Origin of the sequence: Clostridium tepidiprofundi DSM 19306, assembly GCF_001594005.1 — a bacterium.
Lineage (GTDB): Bacteria > Bacillota > Clostridia > Clostridiales > Clostridiaceae > Clostridium_AC > Clostridium_AC tepidiprofundi.
On the sequence record NZ_LTBA01000020.1, the window covers coordinates 1 to 17497 of the forward strand.

General features: G+C 32.3%; 10 protein-coding genes. 2 read left to right on the plus strand and 8 right to left on the minus strand.

Features of this window, described 5'->3' with window-relative positions; translation table 11 throughout:
- Positions 1-146: 146 nt before the first annotated feature.
- The 5 genes from CLTEP_RS08680 to CLTEP_RS08700 form a co-directional block, all read right to left on the minus strand.
- Positions 147-902 (minus strand): tyrosine-protein phosphatase, encoded by a 756-nt coding sequence (locus tag CLTEP_RS08680; RefSeq protein WP_066825551.1) that lies wholly within the window; start codon positions 900-902, stop codon positions 147-149.
- Positions 899-1603, minus strand: coding sequence for a CpsD/CapB family tyrosine-protein kinase (locus CLTEP_RS08685; protein ID WP_066825553.1), 705 nt, complete (start codon positions 1601-1603; stop codon positions 899-901). Before CLTEP_RS08685 ends, CLTEP_RS08680 begins: the two co-directional genes overlap by 4 nt.
- A 13-nt stretch (positions 1604-1616) precedes the next feature.
- Positions 1617-2321, minus strand: coding sequence for a YveK family protein (locus CLTEP_RS08690; RefSeq protein WP_066825554.1), 705 nt, complete (start codon positions 2319-2321; stop codon positions 1617-1619).
- Positions 2322-2499: 178 nt separating this feature from the next.
- Positions 2500-11028, minus strand: a complete 8529-nt coding sequence (locus tag CLTEP_RS08695) for a carboxypeptidase regulatory-like domain-containing protein (RefSeq protein WP_066825556.1) — start codon at positions 11026-11028, stop codon at positions 2500-2502.
- Positions 11029-11085: 57 nt separating this feature from the next.
- Complete coding sequence (locus CLTEP_RS08700) at positions 11086-11820, minus strand: REP-associated tyrosine transposase (RefSeq protein WP_066825559.1); 735 nt, start codon at positions 11818-11820, stop codon at positions 11086-11088.
- Positions 11821-12040: 220 nt separating this feature from the next.
- Between CLTEP_RS08700 and CLTEP_RS08705 the strand changes: the two genes are divergently transcribed.
- Both CLTEP_RS08705 and CLTEP_RS08715 read left to right on the plus strand, forming a co-directional pair.
- Positions 12041-12511, plus strand: coding sequence for an NUDIX domain-containing protein (locus tag CLTEP_RS08705; protein ID WP_066825604.1), 471 nt, complete (start codon positions 12041-12043; stop codon positions 12509-12511).
- A gap of 98 nt (positions 12512-12609) precedes the next feature.
- On the plus strand, positions 12610-13779 hold the full coding sequence (locus CLTEP_RS08715; protein ID WP_242863899.1) for a formimidoylglutamase: 1170 nt from the start codon (positions 12610-12612) through the stop codon (positions 13777-13779).
- Between the two features lie 246 nt (positions 13780-14025).
- On the opposite strand, the gene CLTEP_RS08720 is transcribed toward CLTEP_RS08715, so the two are convergent.
- The 3 genes from CLTEP_RS08720 to CLTEP_RS08730 form a co-directional block, all read right to left on the minus strand.
- Positions 14026-14781, minus strand: coding sequence for an amino acid ABC transporter ATP-binding protein (locus CLTEP_RS08720; protein WP_201786606.1), 756 nt, complete (start codon positions 14779-14781; stop codon positions 14026-14028).
- 45 nt (positions 14782-14826) lie between these two features.
- The gene (locus tag CLTEP_RS08725; protein WP_066825562.1) at positions 14827-15468 is read right to left on the minus strand and encodes an amino acid ABC transporter permease; all 642 of its coding nucleotides are present in this window, start codon (positions 15466-15468) and stop codon (positions 14827-14829) included.
- 507 nt (positions 15469-15975) lie between these two features.
- Positions 15976-16785, minus strand: a complete 810-nt coding sequence (locus tag CLTEP_RS08730; RefSeq protein ID WP_066825565.1) for an amino acid ABC transporter substrate-binding protein — start codon at positions 16783-16785, stop codon at positions 15976-15978.
- Positions 16786-17497: the final 712 nt, after the last annotated feature.

The window sequence follows — 17497 nt, forward strand, 5'->3', positions numbered from 1 at the left end:
TGTAAAATAACATTTTAGTGCGATTCTCTAGCATCACCTAGTACAGGAAAACATTAAAATTCAATATTACAAATTGAGTCGTAAAGTCATTTGTAAATTATTGTAATGATTTTTGCTCATTTAAAGTTATTGAATTTATATTCTTGTTACCTGAATAATATTATTCTTGCTTTAATTTTCTCGTGTTTACTAATAATAGTTTTATTATCAGTCATTATTTTACTGTTAATTACAGTATTTTCACAAATTATCGTACGATTTTTTAGCATTTCGGTTGCTTCTGCAAGCAATTTTGGGCTTCTTATTTTTGTAGAATGTGCATCAGAGCCTATTACATCACATATTTCATTATTCACTAATAACTTTGCTGTTTTATATACATTCTTCCCGAATTTGCCCAGTAAACTACCAGCATTAATTTGAAATAAGCATCCTTCTTCTATAAAATCATTTAATATTGATGGTTTTTTTATAACATAGCTATATCTTTCTGGATGTGCTATAACTGGAACTACATTTCTTATTCTGAACTCGTATATTATGTCGAGAACATATTTAGGAGGTTTGTCGAATGGCAACTCTACAAGCAAATATCTTGAATTGTTTAATCCTCCTATTATACCTTCTTCATACAAATCTACTGTATGTTTATCCAAAAACACCTCCTGCCCTGGCAATATTTTTATGTTTATTCCTTTTCCATGTACTATATTGTTCATTTCAATCGTTCTTTTTATTACCTCTTCGTATTCTATTTCATAAAAATTTCTGTAAAAATGAGGGGTGGCAATTATAGTTTTAATACCAACCCTTTCTGCTATTCTTAACATTTCTATAGAAGTTTCTATATCTTTTGGTCCATCGTCAATACCAGGAATAATATGACAATGCATATCTATCATTTTACGCTTCTCTTCCTCCTTTTTCTGTAATCCTTCTCGTGTTCATAATAATAATAGTAATAATATCCATAGCCTTTACCCTTATTTACTGGAATTTTATTTATTACAACTCCAATAATATTTGCCTTAACCTTATCTAAGTGCTCCTTAGATTTAACTAAAGCTTCTTTTTCTGTTTTCCCACTTTCTACAACTAAAATAACTCCATCTACCATTGTGGATAGAACTTGGGCATCAGTTACTGCTAACACAGGAGGGCTATCTAATATTATCAAATCAAATTCATCTCTTTTAAAATTCAAAAACTCTTTCATCTTATTTGATGATAACATTTCAGATGGATTTGGTGGAACAATTCCAGACGACATTATGTATAAATTTTCGCCACGTTCTACTATTGCATCTTCAAATGATATTTCACCAACTAAATAATTTGACAAACCATTAAGATTAGATATACCGAATTTCTTATGAATCGTAGGCCTTCTGAGGTCACAATCAACTATCAAAACTTTTTTACCATCTTGTACCATACTTACTGCTAAATTTGATACTGTAACAGATTTACCTTCATATGGCGAAGTACTTGTTATCAAAATACTTTTTATTTCATCATCATAAGATGAATATTTAATGTTTGTTCTTAATGTTCTGTATGCTTCTGAAATATATGATTTTGGGTTTTTTTCTACTATAAGCAATCACTTTCCCTCCTTATAAAGACTGATAATGCGGAATATTCCCTATTACAGGTACTTTCAGTAATTTTTCCACATCTTCTTCTGTTTTGATCGTATTATCCATATATTCAAGTAAGAATACTATACCAATAGATAGTATCAATCCTAAAACAAATGCTATTGCTATGTTTAATTTTTTGTTCGGTTTTATAGGTTTACTTGGTACCTTAGCAGTATCCATGATTTCAATATGCCCCTTAGGGTATATTTTTTTTGCTGCTTTCATAAATGAAATTGTCAATGCATCAACCATTTTTTTCGCTTCTTCAGGGTTTTTACTTTGTATTTTTATATCAAGTATTTGAGTATCTACTTGAGGAGTAATCTTCGAAGCTTTTTGAAGTTCAGCTGCTTCTTTTTTTACTTCTTCATCACTCAAATTACTTCTCATACTTTTTATTGCATCAATAGCTACATCACTTGTTTTTGCAATTTCTGCATATGTTTTTATTAACTTTTGATACATTACAACATCACTACTACTATAGCCATCTGAACTTTTTTGAACATCTTTACCTATTACAATACTTGTCCTAGCTTCATATGTAGGCTTTATTACATAAAAGCTCAATATGCCACTTATAATCGTTAAAACAAAAGTTATAACTACAATCAATTTCATCCTAGTTCTAATGATAGCAACAACCTCTCTCAAATCTAGTGTCATTTCGTCTTGCATAAATCCCCCTCCATTTCTTCCTTTAATTATAATATTATAACATATTATTTATTAATACTATTAATACTCTATAAATTTGATTATTTTACAATTACTTTTTATTTCCTCTGAGGTGCAACCATTTTTTGGCTGCACCTCAGAGGAAGTTTGTCCAGAGGAAGTTTGTCCTTCATCTATTTTATTTTGCTTTTACTATATATTTTCCCTGTGGAACATTACCAAATAGATATGCACCATTTATTCCTGTTTTTGTATATCTTATAGGAATCAATATTGGTGACTCTGGTGTTCCTTGTACTTCATAAAGTATAACGACTGCATTCTGTACTGGTATTCCTTTATAATCTTTTATTATTCCATTTATGGTTCCTGCAGCTGTATCTAGATTTATTTGCATTTTTATATTTAAGTTAATTATAGAGCCTGGTGTGTCGATTATTACTTCTGATGTGTTTATTTTATATCCTTCTCCTGATGTTCTTATGATGTAATTTCCCATATCAACATTTGTGAAAATATACTGTCCATACTCATTAGTATAGGTTATTCCTATTAAGATTTCACTTTCTTCTTGTGCTTCATCACTCTCCTGATCGCTGCTTTGCCTGCTGCTTTGGCTACTGCTTTGGCTACTGCTTTGGCTACTGCTTTCTATTTTTATTAACTCTGCTGTTATTTTTTCTAGAGGATTACCATTTTCATCAGTAACATGTCCTGAAATTGTAGCTTTTTGAGCATTTGGGTCTATACTTAAAATTAAATTTATACATGAAGTTTGTCCTGGTGCTAATGCTATTGTTCTATATTTTGCTAATATATATCCTTGCTTTGCAGCATAAACGTGTAAACAAACCGCTGGTGTTATTCCTGTTATTGAATAACATCCATTTTCATCTGTTAATGCATGATATAACGGATTATGAGCGTAGTCTAATACTTTTACTAATGCCCCTTGAATTGGGTTGTTATTTTCATCTCTAACTCTTCCTATAATAGAAGCCTTTGTTAATTCAATATTTCCTGATAATTTTACATCCAGCCTAATTTCTTGTCCTACATGACTTATGCTGGCTTGCTGAGATTGTCCTAACGTAAACAGTTCTTTTAGAATATATGGTAATAGCATTTCTGTGGTATTAGATTCCTCGCATTTATAAATAATGTCTGTTGTATCATATATCACTGTAAATTCGCCAACTAGTTTATTGAAGATTGATCTTGTTGTGCCTTCATTGAAAGTAACACATACTGCAATAATTGCACTGTACGTTGTTTGAGGTGGAATTGAATCTATTTTCCAAATAACATTTCTATTGTCCAAGCTTCCTTCGAAAGTAATATTTCCTACTATGCTTGGCGGTATTATTACCTTATCAAATGTTAATCTGATATCTAAGCTATCAATTATTACAACATTATATACTGTATTATTTGAATCTGGATTTGATACGGTTAGTTTGTAATATATCACGTCCCCAACCATACAATTTATTGTTCCAGTAGTAAATTCAGATTGTTCATTTTCAGTAAAATTTTTCTGCTCTTTGTATACTATTATTTTTCTGTCCGTTACATAGATAGTTTTACTGTCCGTTAGCACTCCTTCTGTCGTTCCACCTTCTTCATAATGCCATGTCAGCTTTGCAGTATTCGTTTGAGCTTCTTGAGGGGTTGTATTAATTGAAGTAACTATTGCTCGAAAAGTGTAGATTATTGTAACTTTATTATCTGACGAATGAACCGTCCCCTCATTTGGAAAGCTGAGCGTTGGCGATGGAGTGATTATTTCACCATTTCTTGTTAGAGTATTCGGTACATAATTTTGTCCATTTGGCAATATATCTGTAACTTGAACATCGTATGCAGTAGTTCCTTTTGGTATATTGATTTCAATAGTATATATTAGTTCATCACCAACAATAGCTGTAACCGTGGTATTATCATAATCTGCTGTGTTGTATTCATCTCCAACAATACTTGTGCTGCTTATAGTGCTTATGGTATTTATGCTGTTTATGGTGTTTGGGTCTGTATTGCTTGTTGTATTGCTTGTTGTATTGCTTGTATTACTTATATTATTTGTATTTCTGCTGCCGCTCGTGTTGTTTATTATTGTCTTTTTAATTGTAGGCAATACTATTTTTATTTTATTTTCTTCCGATGTTTCAGGACCTAGAGTAAAAACATTTATATTTGAAGTATTGTAAATAACGGAGGCTCTATTTGATATTGTCTTTCCTGGTGCAATACCTGTACTTATATTTATATCTGTACCTGTACCTGTAACTGTGCTTGAATCTACATCTGTGATTGTACTTATATCTGTATCTACATTTGTGCTTGTACCTGAGTCTATATCTATATCTGAATCTATACCTATACTTGTATTTATATCTGTGCTTGTACCTGAGTCTATATCTATATCTACACTTGTGACTGTATCTGAATTTATACCTGTATCTATGCTTGAATTTGTATATTTATCTGTGCTTGTACTTGAATCTACATCTGCATATATACTTGTAACTGTACTTGAATCTGTATCTGAATTTATACCTGTATCTACACTTGTGACTATATCTGAATTTATATCTGTATCTGTACTTGTAGTTATATCTGTATCTACATCTGTGATTGTACCTGAGTCTGCCTCTATATCTACACTTGTGACTGTAACTAAATTTATATCTGTATCTGTGCTTGTACTTATATCTGTACTTGAATTTGTATCTATACCTGTATCTGCACTTGTAGTTGTATCTGTACCCGAATTAACCTTTACTAAGAATCTTAAAATTTTTGTTTCTCCTACTTCTATCGTTTGTTCATTCCAAGTTACTACACCGTCTGGTTCACCTAGTGGAACAGATTGATAAACAGTTCCAGGTGGCGCTGGTTGAACCAGTCCAATATACGTCAAGTCTGGTTCCAAGTCATCTGTTGTTATTATATTGTATGCAGTGTTTGCACCATCATTATTTATTGTAATTTTGTATTCTATAATGTTCCCTGGGTATACTTCCGTTATTTCATCAGTTGTAAAGTTCTGCCCAAAGGTTACATTTCTTTGTTCTTTATGAATTGTTAAATGAGGATTTTTTATTTCAACATAGGTGCTGTCTGTAACATATAGTGTTTCTTCGGCTGTTTGTTCAGTTTTCCAAGTTACATTTACATTATTGGTTTGGATTTCAGTATAAGGTGGTACAATTGTACCATTGTTAACTTTTGTTCTAAATTTATAGATAATGCTTGCAGGACCTATACGTGGAGAAATTGTATCGGTAAATGTTATTTCATTTCCTGTTATAGATATATTTCCTGGTGTCCAACTATCAGCAATATATTCTTGACCTGAAGGTATATTGTCCTTTATTACAATATTGTAGGCATTTGTACCCTGGGGAATTATTATATTCACAGTATATTCTATTATATCTCCTATCGCTGCAATTGCAGTATTGCTACCTTCAATGCCCCTAATCAATGAAGTTAGATTACTATTCTCATTGTTACTAACTTCAACTGCTTTTACTGAGCTATTGTGTAATGCAGTGTACAAAACATTATTCTCCGCATTGCTAGTTTCGATTGCTCTATTTAGTGAAATCAAGGTACTATTCTCATTTTTACTAGTTTTAACTGCCCTAAACAATGCAGTTGACATGCTTTCTTCTGTGTTACTACTTTCAATCACTTTAAGTCGGCTCATCTCGTCAGATAAAATCACACTTGCAGTTTTTGTTATTTCAAGTCGTGGAATGTTGATTTTTGTTTGATTCGATGTTTCTTCATAGGTTATATAATTCACATCATTAGAATCGTATATTGAAGTTGCATTATTTAGTAGCTCAGAACCAGCTCCAACTCCTGTTTTAACTGTTGCAGAAAATTCGACAAAAGAAGAATTCATATTTTCCAGTTGATATATATTCCATGTTAGCTTGGTTGATGCCTGAGATTCATCGATAGTAACATTTCCATAAGAAGGTTGAGTTATTATTTCACCGAATTCCACATATTTATTTAAGATATCTTCCAAATTTATATTAAATGCAGTTGAAGCACCATCCGAATTTACAGTTAATTTATAGTATATAATTTCTCCTGGAAGTGCAGTTGTAGGCTCAGTTGAATATTCCTCTCCTCTTGATACATTTTTTTGTTCCTTTATAATGCTTAAATGTGGTGTCCTAGCTATTATATTTGAAGTGTCACTCCTTGTTATTATTAAACTTCCTCCATTTTCTATAGCCCATGAAACTTTCGCTGTGTTTGTTTGCACCTCTTGGTAAGGTTCTTCATGGGTTGCATTGGTTATTCTAGCTACAAATGAATAAATTATAGTTATTTCCTCTTCAGATGCATCAATATTAGGATTTATAGGAAATTCTACACGTTGGCCTGTAGTCGGTTTTCCTGTGATAAAAGGTGTGATTTCTTCCGGTTGTCCTGGCAATTGTTGTATTGAAGCTGGTCCAATATATGATTGATTTATTGGCAATTCGTCTATTATTAAAGGAGTATATGCAATCGTTCCATATGGAACCACTATAGTTATTGTGTAGTTTACATCGTCTCCTATTTCTCCGCTATCTATGGATACTTGTTTATTGATACTCACGTAAGGAGCTATTATTTTCGCATTATTTGTCGATTCATGTCCATATTCTATTCCAAAGCCGTTATCATTAGTATTGTAAATAAATGAAGCATTGTTAGTTATTATTGTCCCCGCTGCTACACCTGTTAATGTTAAAACTCTGAATGTCAATGTTGCTTGTTCACCTGCATTAAGAACGGGAATATTCCATATGATTGTACCGCTCATTTCATTTACCGTGCCAATGCTTGCTATAGCAGATGCTTGTTCATAATTTAGTAGATTATCAATTACATCCGTTATTTCTGAATTGAATGCCTTTTCTGCTCCATCGTTGGTTATTGTGATTTTGTACTCGATTACATCTCCTACATCATATGATATGCTATTAGTTGTAAAATTTCCTGATTTAGTAATATTTCTTTGCTGTTTTGTACCTATTAGGTGCGGAGTTTTTACATCCAAATATGCTACATAAGTGGCAGAGAGATTTATTGTCCCCTGTATATCTGCATTCCATGTTACATTTGCCATATTCAGCTGAGAATCGATATATGGGGTAGTGTGTTCTGCATTTGTAACTCTGACGTCAAAATCATATACAATTTCAACTTGCGAAGTTTTTGCATCAATTAGATTTATCATTGGAAATATTATATTTCCTTCATCAATAGTAGGCGTGATTGGGTTACCATCTTTTTTAGCACTACCTTCTATAAATAATTGCTCATTATAAGGATAGTTGTCCGTAACCTTAACATTGTAACCATTTGTTCCTTGCGGAATAATTACGTGAATTGAATAGTTTACAATGTCCCCTATTTTAGCTTGTTGTGGGTTAATTATTTTTGTTATCTGAAGTGAATATGATTTTAATGTTGCTGAAGCTGTTAATGGTCCTCCAGGATACTGGTATGATCTATCAAGCTGGGAGTACGGATTTTGCAAAATAGCATTGTTTTCGAATATCTGTCCACATCCAAGGGTATCATCAACAGTTACTTCATATCTAAGTGTTATTTCTTCATCTGGTGCTAATTTTTTTATAGTCATAGTTACATTTTGTCCATTAAATATAGGCTCATCATATAATCCAGCACCTGAGATGTTGTAGTTTCCGTTATAAGTCAACCCTTCTGGTATAATATCTGATAAATCCATTTCGAAAGCTTCTACAACATTATTGTATTGATTTTGTGGATTTGATATTGTTATTGAATAGGTGTAGGTTTCACCTGCTTTTATTGAGTTGATATTTGGCCCACTCACTTCTTTAGTAAGTTGAATATTAGGCTGTCCGAAGTCTACTTCTACTTGGTCTCTAGCACTGTATCCAAGTCCTGCTGTGTTTTCGCCTGAAAGTTTTGCAAGATTGTTTTTGAATCCTGTTGAATCAATTTCTTTAACAGGCACTTTAAATGTTGCTGTCCAAATTACATTGCCTGGAATTGTATTGTTGGTTTCTGTGGTTGAGTCAATACTGATTTCTGAGACTGTACCTGCTGTATCTGCTATACCTTCCCCTGTACCTTCTGAAGTTGCACCTTCTGTGCCTGCTATCTCTTCTATTCCTTCTGAGCTTGCACCTTCTACACTTTCTGTACCTTCCGTACCTTCTCCTGTACTTTCTGAACTTGCACCTTCTGTATCTGCTGAAGTTGTACTTTCTGAACTTGCAACTTCTATACCTGCTATCTCTTCTATTCCTTCTAAGCTTGTACCTTCTGTACCTTCTATCTCTTCTAATCTTATACTTTCCGTATCTTCTATCCCTTCTGGACTTGTATCTTCTGAACTTGTACCTTCTGTATCTGCTATCTCTTCTATTCCTTCTAAGCTTGCACCTTCTACACTTTCTGTACCTTCCGTACCTTCCCCTGTACCTTCTGAAGTTGTACCTTCTGTGCCTGCTGAAGTTGTACTTTCTGAACTTGCAACTTCTATACCTGCTATCTCTTCTATTCCTTCTAAGCTTGTACCTTCTGTACCTTCTATCTCTTCTAATCTTATACTTTCCGTATCTTCTATCCCTTCTGGACTTGTATCTTCTGAACTTGTACCTTCTGTATCTGCTATCTCTTCTATTCCTTCTAAGCTTGCACCTCCTATACCTTCTATCTCTTCTAATCTTATACTTTCCGTATCTTCTATCCCTTCTGGACTTGTATCTTCTGAACTTGTACCTTCTGTATCTGCTATCTCTTCTATTCCTTCTAAGCTTGCACCTCCTATACCTTCTATCTCTTCTAATCTTATACTTTCCGTATCTTCTATCCCTTCTGGACTTGTATCTTCTGAACTTGCACCTAACATCCATCTCAGTCCATTCGGCGAAACCGTAATCGGTGAAAATGTTCCTTCTAAATTTCCACCATACACTATTTCCATATTCTCAGTGAGAGGTCCCATGTTTAATGGAGCATATTCATCAATTTCAATGTTTTTTTGAGATGCATTTATACCTTTTGAACTGTAAGTTATCCTAAATTCTATTTCATCACCTGGTGCAGCAGTTTCAATTTGTTTCAATGTTCCATCTTTGTGATAGTAATTTATTATTTCTTTTGTTATTGTTGGTAATTTAATTTCTACGTTTACATATGAACTGTCTGGAGTTGGAGTCATTGATGTCTGATTTGTGCCTTGAATACTTACATTATTGTTGAGCGTGTCCCCTGAGCATACTGGGTTCCCTTCCGAATAATTTTCATCTACTGTTGAAGAAAATATTATAGCTCCAGCAGTGCCAGTTTGCTGTAGTCCCATTTCCCATATGAGTTCAGTTGTACCATCTAAATTAGTGTTAATTGTTGTTGGTGAAGTAGTTGCTGATGTTATATTGTAATGTTGTCCATTGCTTATCGTATCTGTAATTGTAAAATCTTCAACATTGTCATATTGATTGATTTTATATGCAAGTGTATATCTATTTATTTCCCCAACATCGGTTATCGAACTGTCCACTCTTTTTGTTATCACAGCATCCATCGCATTCGTTATTGCATTCGCATTAACAGGTCCAGATTCCCCATTTAATTCAACTTCTGCTTGTAAAGGAGTTTGATGAGGTATTCTTATACCTGAATTTTCAATACCGTTTTCAGTATAGTTGTCCCAAATCGCTACATTGAAAGTGATTTCGTTAACTGAATTTGGAGACAGTATTACATTTTCCCAGTTAAGGGTAACAAAGTTCTGAGTGATTTCAAACTCTTGTGGTGGCGATGTTGCTGGTGTTAATTTTGATGTTGATATTGTTTCTGTTCTAGATTGTCTTTCTGATATCGATGTTATTTCTGATCCTAGTATCATTTCTGACATTGATCTTGATGTTGCTATCGATGTTATTTCTGATGTTGATATTGTTTCTGTTCTCGATGTTGTTTCTATTTTTGGTGTTATAACGCTTGGACTAGATAGCATTTCCTCATCAGGACCTGTTACACTTAATTGTCCCAAATACCTAACACCATTAGGCAAATTATCTATTATTGTTACTTGAGATTCGCTAATGCTATTGTTTGTTATTTTTAATTTATACTGAAATATCCACATAGGTGGTGTTTCTTCTGACCCATCAGATAAAATAGTTCCTGCCCCTTTTGGCATTTTACCCGGTGCAGTATTTTCAATATCATATCTTAGTGCCATAAATCCAGTTGATATAGATTTTGATATTTTTTCGTTTTCAACATCATAGTCGCCTCTCGGAAGCGTATCTACAGTCCCTTTCACAACTACATCATGCAGTATTTCGTCAAATTGTACTTGTTCTCCAGTTTTCCTAAAAGTCTCATCTGCTCTTAATGTCAGTTCAATATTGAAATCCAATTCATTCGGTGCTAAATCTTTGATATTTATCCACTTTAAATCTATAGTTCCGTCCCCACCTTCTCCTGTAGAAATTGTTACAGATGTGGGTACAATAGAACTATTCACATACGAAACGCCATCTGGCAATGTTACTTCCACTGTCAAGTTGTACGCTCTTTCTGTTGAACTTGTATTTGAAAATAAAAGTTTTATTGTTTTTTCTGTTCCAATAACCGCTCCTATTTGGCTAGGTGAAATATCAACACTGAAATCCGATGATAAAATCGCCATAGTACCACCTCCTTCATATTAGTATATTCACCTAGCCCCCTTATTGCGCCTCAGAGATTATTGTGCCTCAGAGGTGCAGCCATTTTTTGGGTCTTCCTCAGAGGTACAACCATTTTTTGGTTGCACCTCTGAGGAAGTTTCAAAGTAAGTTTCAACATATCTCCTATACAATTCTCTTTCTCTTTTCATGCACTCATTGTTATTTTGGTTATTTTTATGATCTTTTTTACGAGCTTTTTTATGAGCTTTGTTATTCCCATAATCGTTGTCATTCTGTCCATAATAGGTGAGTTCTTCAAAAAGTGATAGAACCATTTCAGTTGATATGATTTTTTCTTCTCTCTTACCTATATACATTGCATAGCTGCTCCATTTATATTCCTCCGGCTTCTTAACTATCTTAGCCTTTGCCGGATTTAGATGTATGTATCTACTTGTATCTAGCATTTGTTTGTTGCTTTTTATCAATTCAGCATAAAATTTATCCTGCCATAGATGCCCAACATAATTATATTTCTTATTGAAATATCGTGCATACATTGAATGTAAACGTTGAATAAAATCACTTATTTCTCTTACAGTAGTTTTTATTAATATATGGACATGATTAGTCATTAAACAATAAGCTATTATTTCGTACTTATCGTCTTTATAATATTCCAAACAATCTTTTAAAATAGCCAAATATACAATAAAATCCTGTTTATCTCTAAAAATCTCTTGTTTTCGATTACCTCTAGCTGTTATATGATAAGTAGCACCTGGAAACCATATTCTTTTAGGAGTAACCACATTAATCACCTCATTTATTCAATTTATTTATTTATTTGTTTTTTTGTTTCATTTTATAATTATTGCCATTTATTTAAATTTTAATCACCACCTCTGAGGTGAATACAAATTTTGGGTGCACCTCAGAGGCACAACCAGAATTTGGGTCTTCCTCAGAGGAGTGGTGCAAAGAACATACAAAGATGGTATAATGAAAAAAAGATATAAGGGGCTGATACTTATGAATCCAATTAGAAATTCAGTTAAAGCGATAATAATAAAAAATGATGAAATATTGCTTATCAAACTAAAAAATTCTGAGGGTATTTTCTACCTTTTACCTGGTGGTGGACAGGAGCCTGAAGAAACCTTCATTGAAACTCTTAAAAGAGAGTGCAAAGAAGAATTAGGTGGCACTGCCGAAATCACAATTAAAGATTTGCTTTTGATAAGAGAATATATAGGTAAAAATCACGAATTTGCTGAATATGATATGGACGTGCATCAAATTGAATTCATGTTTGAATGTGAAATAAACAAAGATTATATCCCTACCATGGGAAATATCCCAGATAATATGCAACTAGGAACAGAATGGTTAAAAATAAGTGAATTAAAAAATCATAAAATTTATCCATCTGTTTTGAAAGATATAATTCCTAAATTACATACAGACAAAAAAACAAAAATCTATTTGGGGGACGTTAATTGACATACCTCAGGGGAACAGCCAAAATCTGGCTGTTCCCCTGAGGTACATACAAATTCTGGTTCTCCCTCTGAGGCAAAAAAAGAAAGGAGCAAATAGCTATGTTTAACACAAATTATAAAATTGCAAATAAATCAGTTTGGCAAGGTAGAATTGATAGTGAAGATGATTTTGATGCATTTAGATGGCATCAGTGGGTTAAATTTATCGATCTTAGGAAAGACGATTTGGTTCCTTTTAGTGGCAAATTAGGATTTGCTTTTATTGGATTTTGCTGTGACGAAGGTGTAAGACGTAATAAAGGTAGGACAGGTGCATCAAAAGGCCCTAGAAGCATAAGAAAAGAATTAGCAAATCTTCCTTGCCGTTTCTCGCAAGAAGTTAAACTTTTTGATGCAGGAAATATATATTGTGAAAATATATCTTTAGAAGAATGTCAGGCATTGCTATCGAAAGCAGTTAAAAAAATATTAAGTTTGAATCTTTTTCCAATAGTTCTTGGAGGAGGACATGAAATTGCCTTTGGTCATTACAATGGTATTTTGAATTATTTAAATTGTTTATATGAAGGAAATCCAGCTCCAACTTCAATTTCAACTTCATCTTCAAATTTTAGCTCAAACTCAATTTCAAATTCTGATACAAGCTCAAATGCAAGCTCAAATTCAAGTTCAAACTTAGACTCAACCTTAAACTCAAATCCAAATTCGAGTCCAGCTCCAAAACTTGGAATAATTAATTTTGATGCCCACTTCGATCTAAGACCATATCCAAATGGAGGTACTTCTGGAACAATGTTTAAACAAATTGCAGATATATGCCAAAATAAAGGTATACCTTATTCGTATCTTCCAATTGGAATTCAAAAACATCGTAATACTGTCAGTCTTTTTAAAACCGCTGATAAATTGGGAGTTAAATATATATTGGCAAATGATGTTATACATAATGATGATTGGAGTATACTGGAAAAATTAGACGATTTCATTAAGTTACAAGATCATATTTACATAACCATATGTACCGACGTATTTTCATCAGCATATGCACCTGGTGTTAGTGCAACACAGCCTCTTGGACTTGAGCCAGAAAAAATATTAAAATTTCTTAAATATATCTTAAAATCAAATAAAGTAATAAGCTTTGATATAGCAGAAGTTTCCCCTAGATTTGACCAAGATAATACAACTTCAAATTTAGCTTCTGCATTGATTTTCACAGTAATTAATACACTTGCAAAAGTCAATAACTTGTCCATATCATATGTATAACTATACAACATAATTATGCAACATACTAATTACCAAATTTTTCACCCCTGGGGTGAAAAATTTGGTAATTTGTCATTTACACTTACCTGTTTACCTGCTTACCTGTTTACCTGCTTACCTGTTTACCTGCTTACCTGTTTACCTGCTTACCTGTTTACCTGCTTACCTGTTTACCTGCTTACCTGTTTACCTGCTTACCTGTTTACCTGCTTACCTGCTTACCTGCTTACCTGCTTACCTATTTACCTATACCAATATACTATTTACAAATTCTTTTATACGTGTATTTGAGCTATTATTAAATATTTCTTCTGGTGGAGCATCTTCTAAAATTGAACCCTTGTCCATAAAAATGATTCTATCCGACAATTTTCGAGCGAAATCCATCTGATGAGTCACTATTAGCATAGTCATTTTTTCTAAGGCAAGTTCTTTAATTACATTTAAAACTTCTCCTACTAATTCTGGATCCAATGCAGATGTAGGTTCATCAAATAATATTATTTCAGGTTTCATAGCAAGTGCCCGTGCTATAGCCACTCTTTGCTTTTGTCCACCTGATAACTGTGAAGGATAACTATTTATTTTATCTAACAATCCAACTTTATCAAGCTGTTCTTTTGCTAATGTTACTGCACCTTTTTTGCTCATTTTTTTCACTATTAATGGTGCTTCAATAACATTTTCAAGGACAGTCTTATGTGGAAATAGATTAAAATCTTGAAAAACCATTCCCATATTCATATATCCTTCTTTTACAACCTGCTTTGGTATATTTATTTTCTTGCCATTTTCATCAAAACCAGCTATAACTTTTCCATTTACTTCAATTAAACCTCTATTTATTTTTTCTAATCCAATAATACACCTCAATAATGTACTTTTCCCTGAACCCGATGGACCAATGATAGAAATTACATCCCCTTCTCGAACCGTTGTGTTTACATTTTTTAATATTTGATTATCACCATAATATTTATCAATATCTCTCAATTTAAGTATTTCCATACCAATATCACCCACCTACAAATTCCTCGATTTATACCGTTATTCATAACTCAAATATTTATTTTCTAAATGATTAAATAAACTAACGAGAATTGTTGTTGCTAAAAGATAAACTACTGCAGCAACAATAAATGGAGTTATTATGAATTCTCTTGTTACAATTTCCTTTGCATTTCTTAATATTTCAGCCATCCCTATTACAGACACTAGCGCCGTATCCTTCACAAGACTTATTCCTTCATTACAAACGGGAGGTATTACTCTTTTAAATGTCTGCGGAATTATTATCCTAACCATTGTTTGAAAATAATTCATTCCTAGAACGTTCGCCGCCTCATATTGTCCTTTGTCTATAGAATTCAATCCCGCCCTAAATATTTCTGTAAAATATGCGGCGTAATTTAGTACAAAAGTTATTGCAGCTGCAGTAAATGGTGAAAATTTTATCCCTATCGCTGGAAGGCCAAAATATGTGAAAAATAACTGTAATAAAAGGGGTGTTCCCCTAAAAAACCATGTATAAGCACTTAAAATAACTCTTAATATTTTGAATTTAGAAATTTTGCCTAATGAAAATATAAATCCGACTGGAATCGACAAAATAATAGTTACAAAAAACAGCTCAAATGTAATCACACTTCCTTTTAATATATAAATTCCTATATCAATTAAATTTTGCAAATACATCACTCCCGTCACATAATAATAGGATTGCTCAATGTTAAAGTTAGTAAAATCGTTAATTTAGCAGATAAACCTGTTACTTAATAATAAGATTAGGCTCTTTTAAATCAGTTAAAAATAGTTCTTTTTCCTTCTGATTCAGATCAAATATATCTTTATTGATTTTATAAGACTCCCACTTCTATGAGTGGGAAATTGAAACTTTCGCTTCAGGTAGAGTAGAATATCTACCTGAAATACCGCTATTTTGCTTTAGTAAAACGAATTCACTAGACACTTTCAAATCACTAAAAAAATCTTTAAAATCTCATAGATAACTTGTCCATTCACTTTTTCACTTTTTCACTTTTTCACTTTTTCACTTTTTTACTTTTTCACTTTTCAATTATGACTTTCAAACATCCTATTCCATACTTCCTACTTACCGAACTTCTTCGTTCACTTTTCAATTATAGACTCTCCGAACCTAGAATCTGCCGCCTTTGGTGTTTTTTCTAACTTGGCTCACTTTTCAATTATAGACTCTCCGAACCACTTTTTAGATAATTTTTCTGCAGTCCCATCCTGCTTTATCGCCTTAAGCGCTTCATCAAGTGCTTGTCCAAAGCTCTTATCTTCCTTTCTAAATCCAACTCCATATTCTTCAGCTCCAAAATCTTCTTTTAATATTTTGTATACATTAGGCATTTTCGAAATATAGTATCTTCCAACAACTTCATCAACTACAACAGCTTGCAAACGACCTGACTTCAAATCTAGTAAGGCCTCTGTATTATTGGAATATTTTCTCACTTGTTTTAATGTCTTTAATGTCTCTTTATCGCTTTCCAATGCTTCCTCACTACTACTTCCCATTTGAACACCAACAATTTTACCTCCTAAGTCTTTTTTAGTTTTGATATCTGATCCACTTAATACGACAATTATCTGCTTATTTTTCAAATATGCATCTGTAAAACCAATTGCCTCTTTACGTTTATCCGTAATTGTTAATCCATTCCAAATAACATCTATGTCTTTATTTTTTAAGCTTAAAATTATTCCATCCCATTCTACAGGCTTAAATTCGACATTTAATCCCATTCTTTTTGCCGCTTCTTTTGCAAGATCTATATCAAAACCTGCAATTTCATTATTTTTATCTCTAAAGCCCATCGGTGGAAAATTGTCGTCAAGACCTACTATAATTTTTCCTTTTTCTTTAATTCTACTTAAAGAATCATCCTTTGGTGATTTAGTTTTTGAAGTTCCACATCCTGATAACATTACTAATACAATGAAAAAAGTAACTAAAATTGAAAATATTTTTCTCATTTTTACGCCTCCTTTGTATTTTTGTAAACTTTTAAATATTTAACTTATATACTATGCTATTTTCACTTTGTTGCTGTTTTTTTGGTTTGCACTCTATACTCTATACTCTATACTTTATCGATTTATCATTTTACCACTTTACTGTTTGAAAGTATTATATATTATTTATACACCTTAGTCAAGAATATATGTTTTTAACTTCAATTCGTAATTTAGATTTTTAGCATATATATTAAAACAAAAAAATGCAGTATGCAGAGAGTTTTATAAGTGAATATTAATGCAAAATATATGATAGTAAATAGTTATAGTGCATATTACGAATCGAAGGTTTTTAACTTCAATTGATAATTTAGATTTTTATTACACATATTACAACAAAAAAATGCAGTGTGTAACGATTCTTATGGTGAACATTAATCCAAAATATATGTATATTTAAATGCGCAAAAATCATTACAATAAGTTATAAATGACTTGACAACTCAATTTGTAATACTGAAATTTACTGTTTTCCTGTATTAGATAATGATTGAAAATCGTACTAAAATGTTATTTTACATTTAATGGATTGGAATTTGCTCATTTATAGTATGTATATTAAATATGGTTGTAATTTCCTACAATCACTAAATACCATTAAGATTAATCCAAAATATATGTATATTAAATATAAATATTGCATATCTAAAAACACATTTCGAATTGAACA

What these genes read in the sequence shown, in the direction of transcription:
- CLTEP_RS08680 (WP_066825551.1), bottom strand. Translation starts at nt 902, where the DNA reads ATGATAGATATGCATTGTCATATTATTCCTGGTATTGACGATGGACCA.
- CLTEP_RS08690 (WP_066825554.1), bottom strand. Translation starts at nt 2,321, where the DNA reads ATGCAAGACGAAATGACACTAGATTTGAGAGAGGTTGTTGCTATCATT.
- CLTEP_RS08695 (WP_066825556.1), bottom strand. Translation starts at nt 11,028, where the DNA reads ATGGCGATTTTATCATCGGATTTCAGTGTTGATATTTCACCTAGCCAA.
- CLTEP_RS08705 (WP_066825604.1), top strand. Translation starts at nt 12,041, where the DNA reads ATGAATCCAATTAGAAATTCAGTTAAAGCGATAATAATAAAAAATGAT.
- CLTEP_RS08715 (WP_242863899.1), top strand. Translation starts at nt 12,610, where the DNA reads ATGTTTAACACAAATTATAAAATTGCAAATAAATCAGTTTGGCAAGGT.
- CLTEP_RS08730 (WP_066825565.1), bottom strand. Translation starts at nt 16,785, where the DNA reads ATGAGAAAAATATTTTCAATTTTAGTTACTTTTTTCATTGTATTAGTA.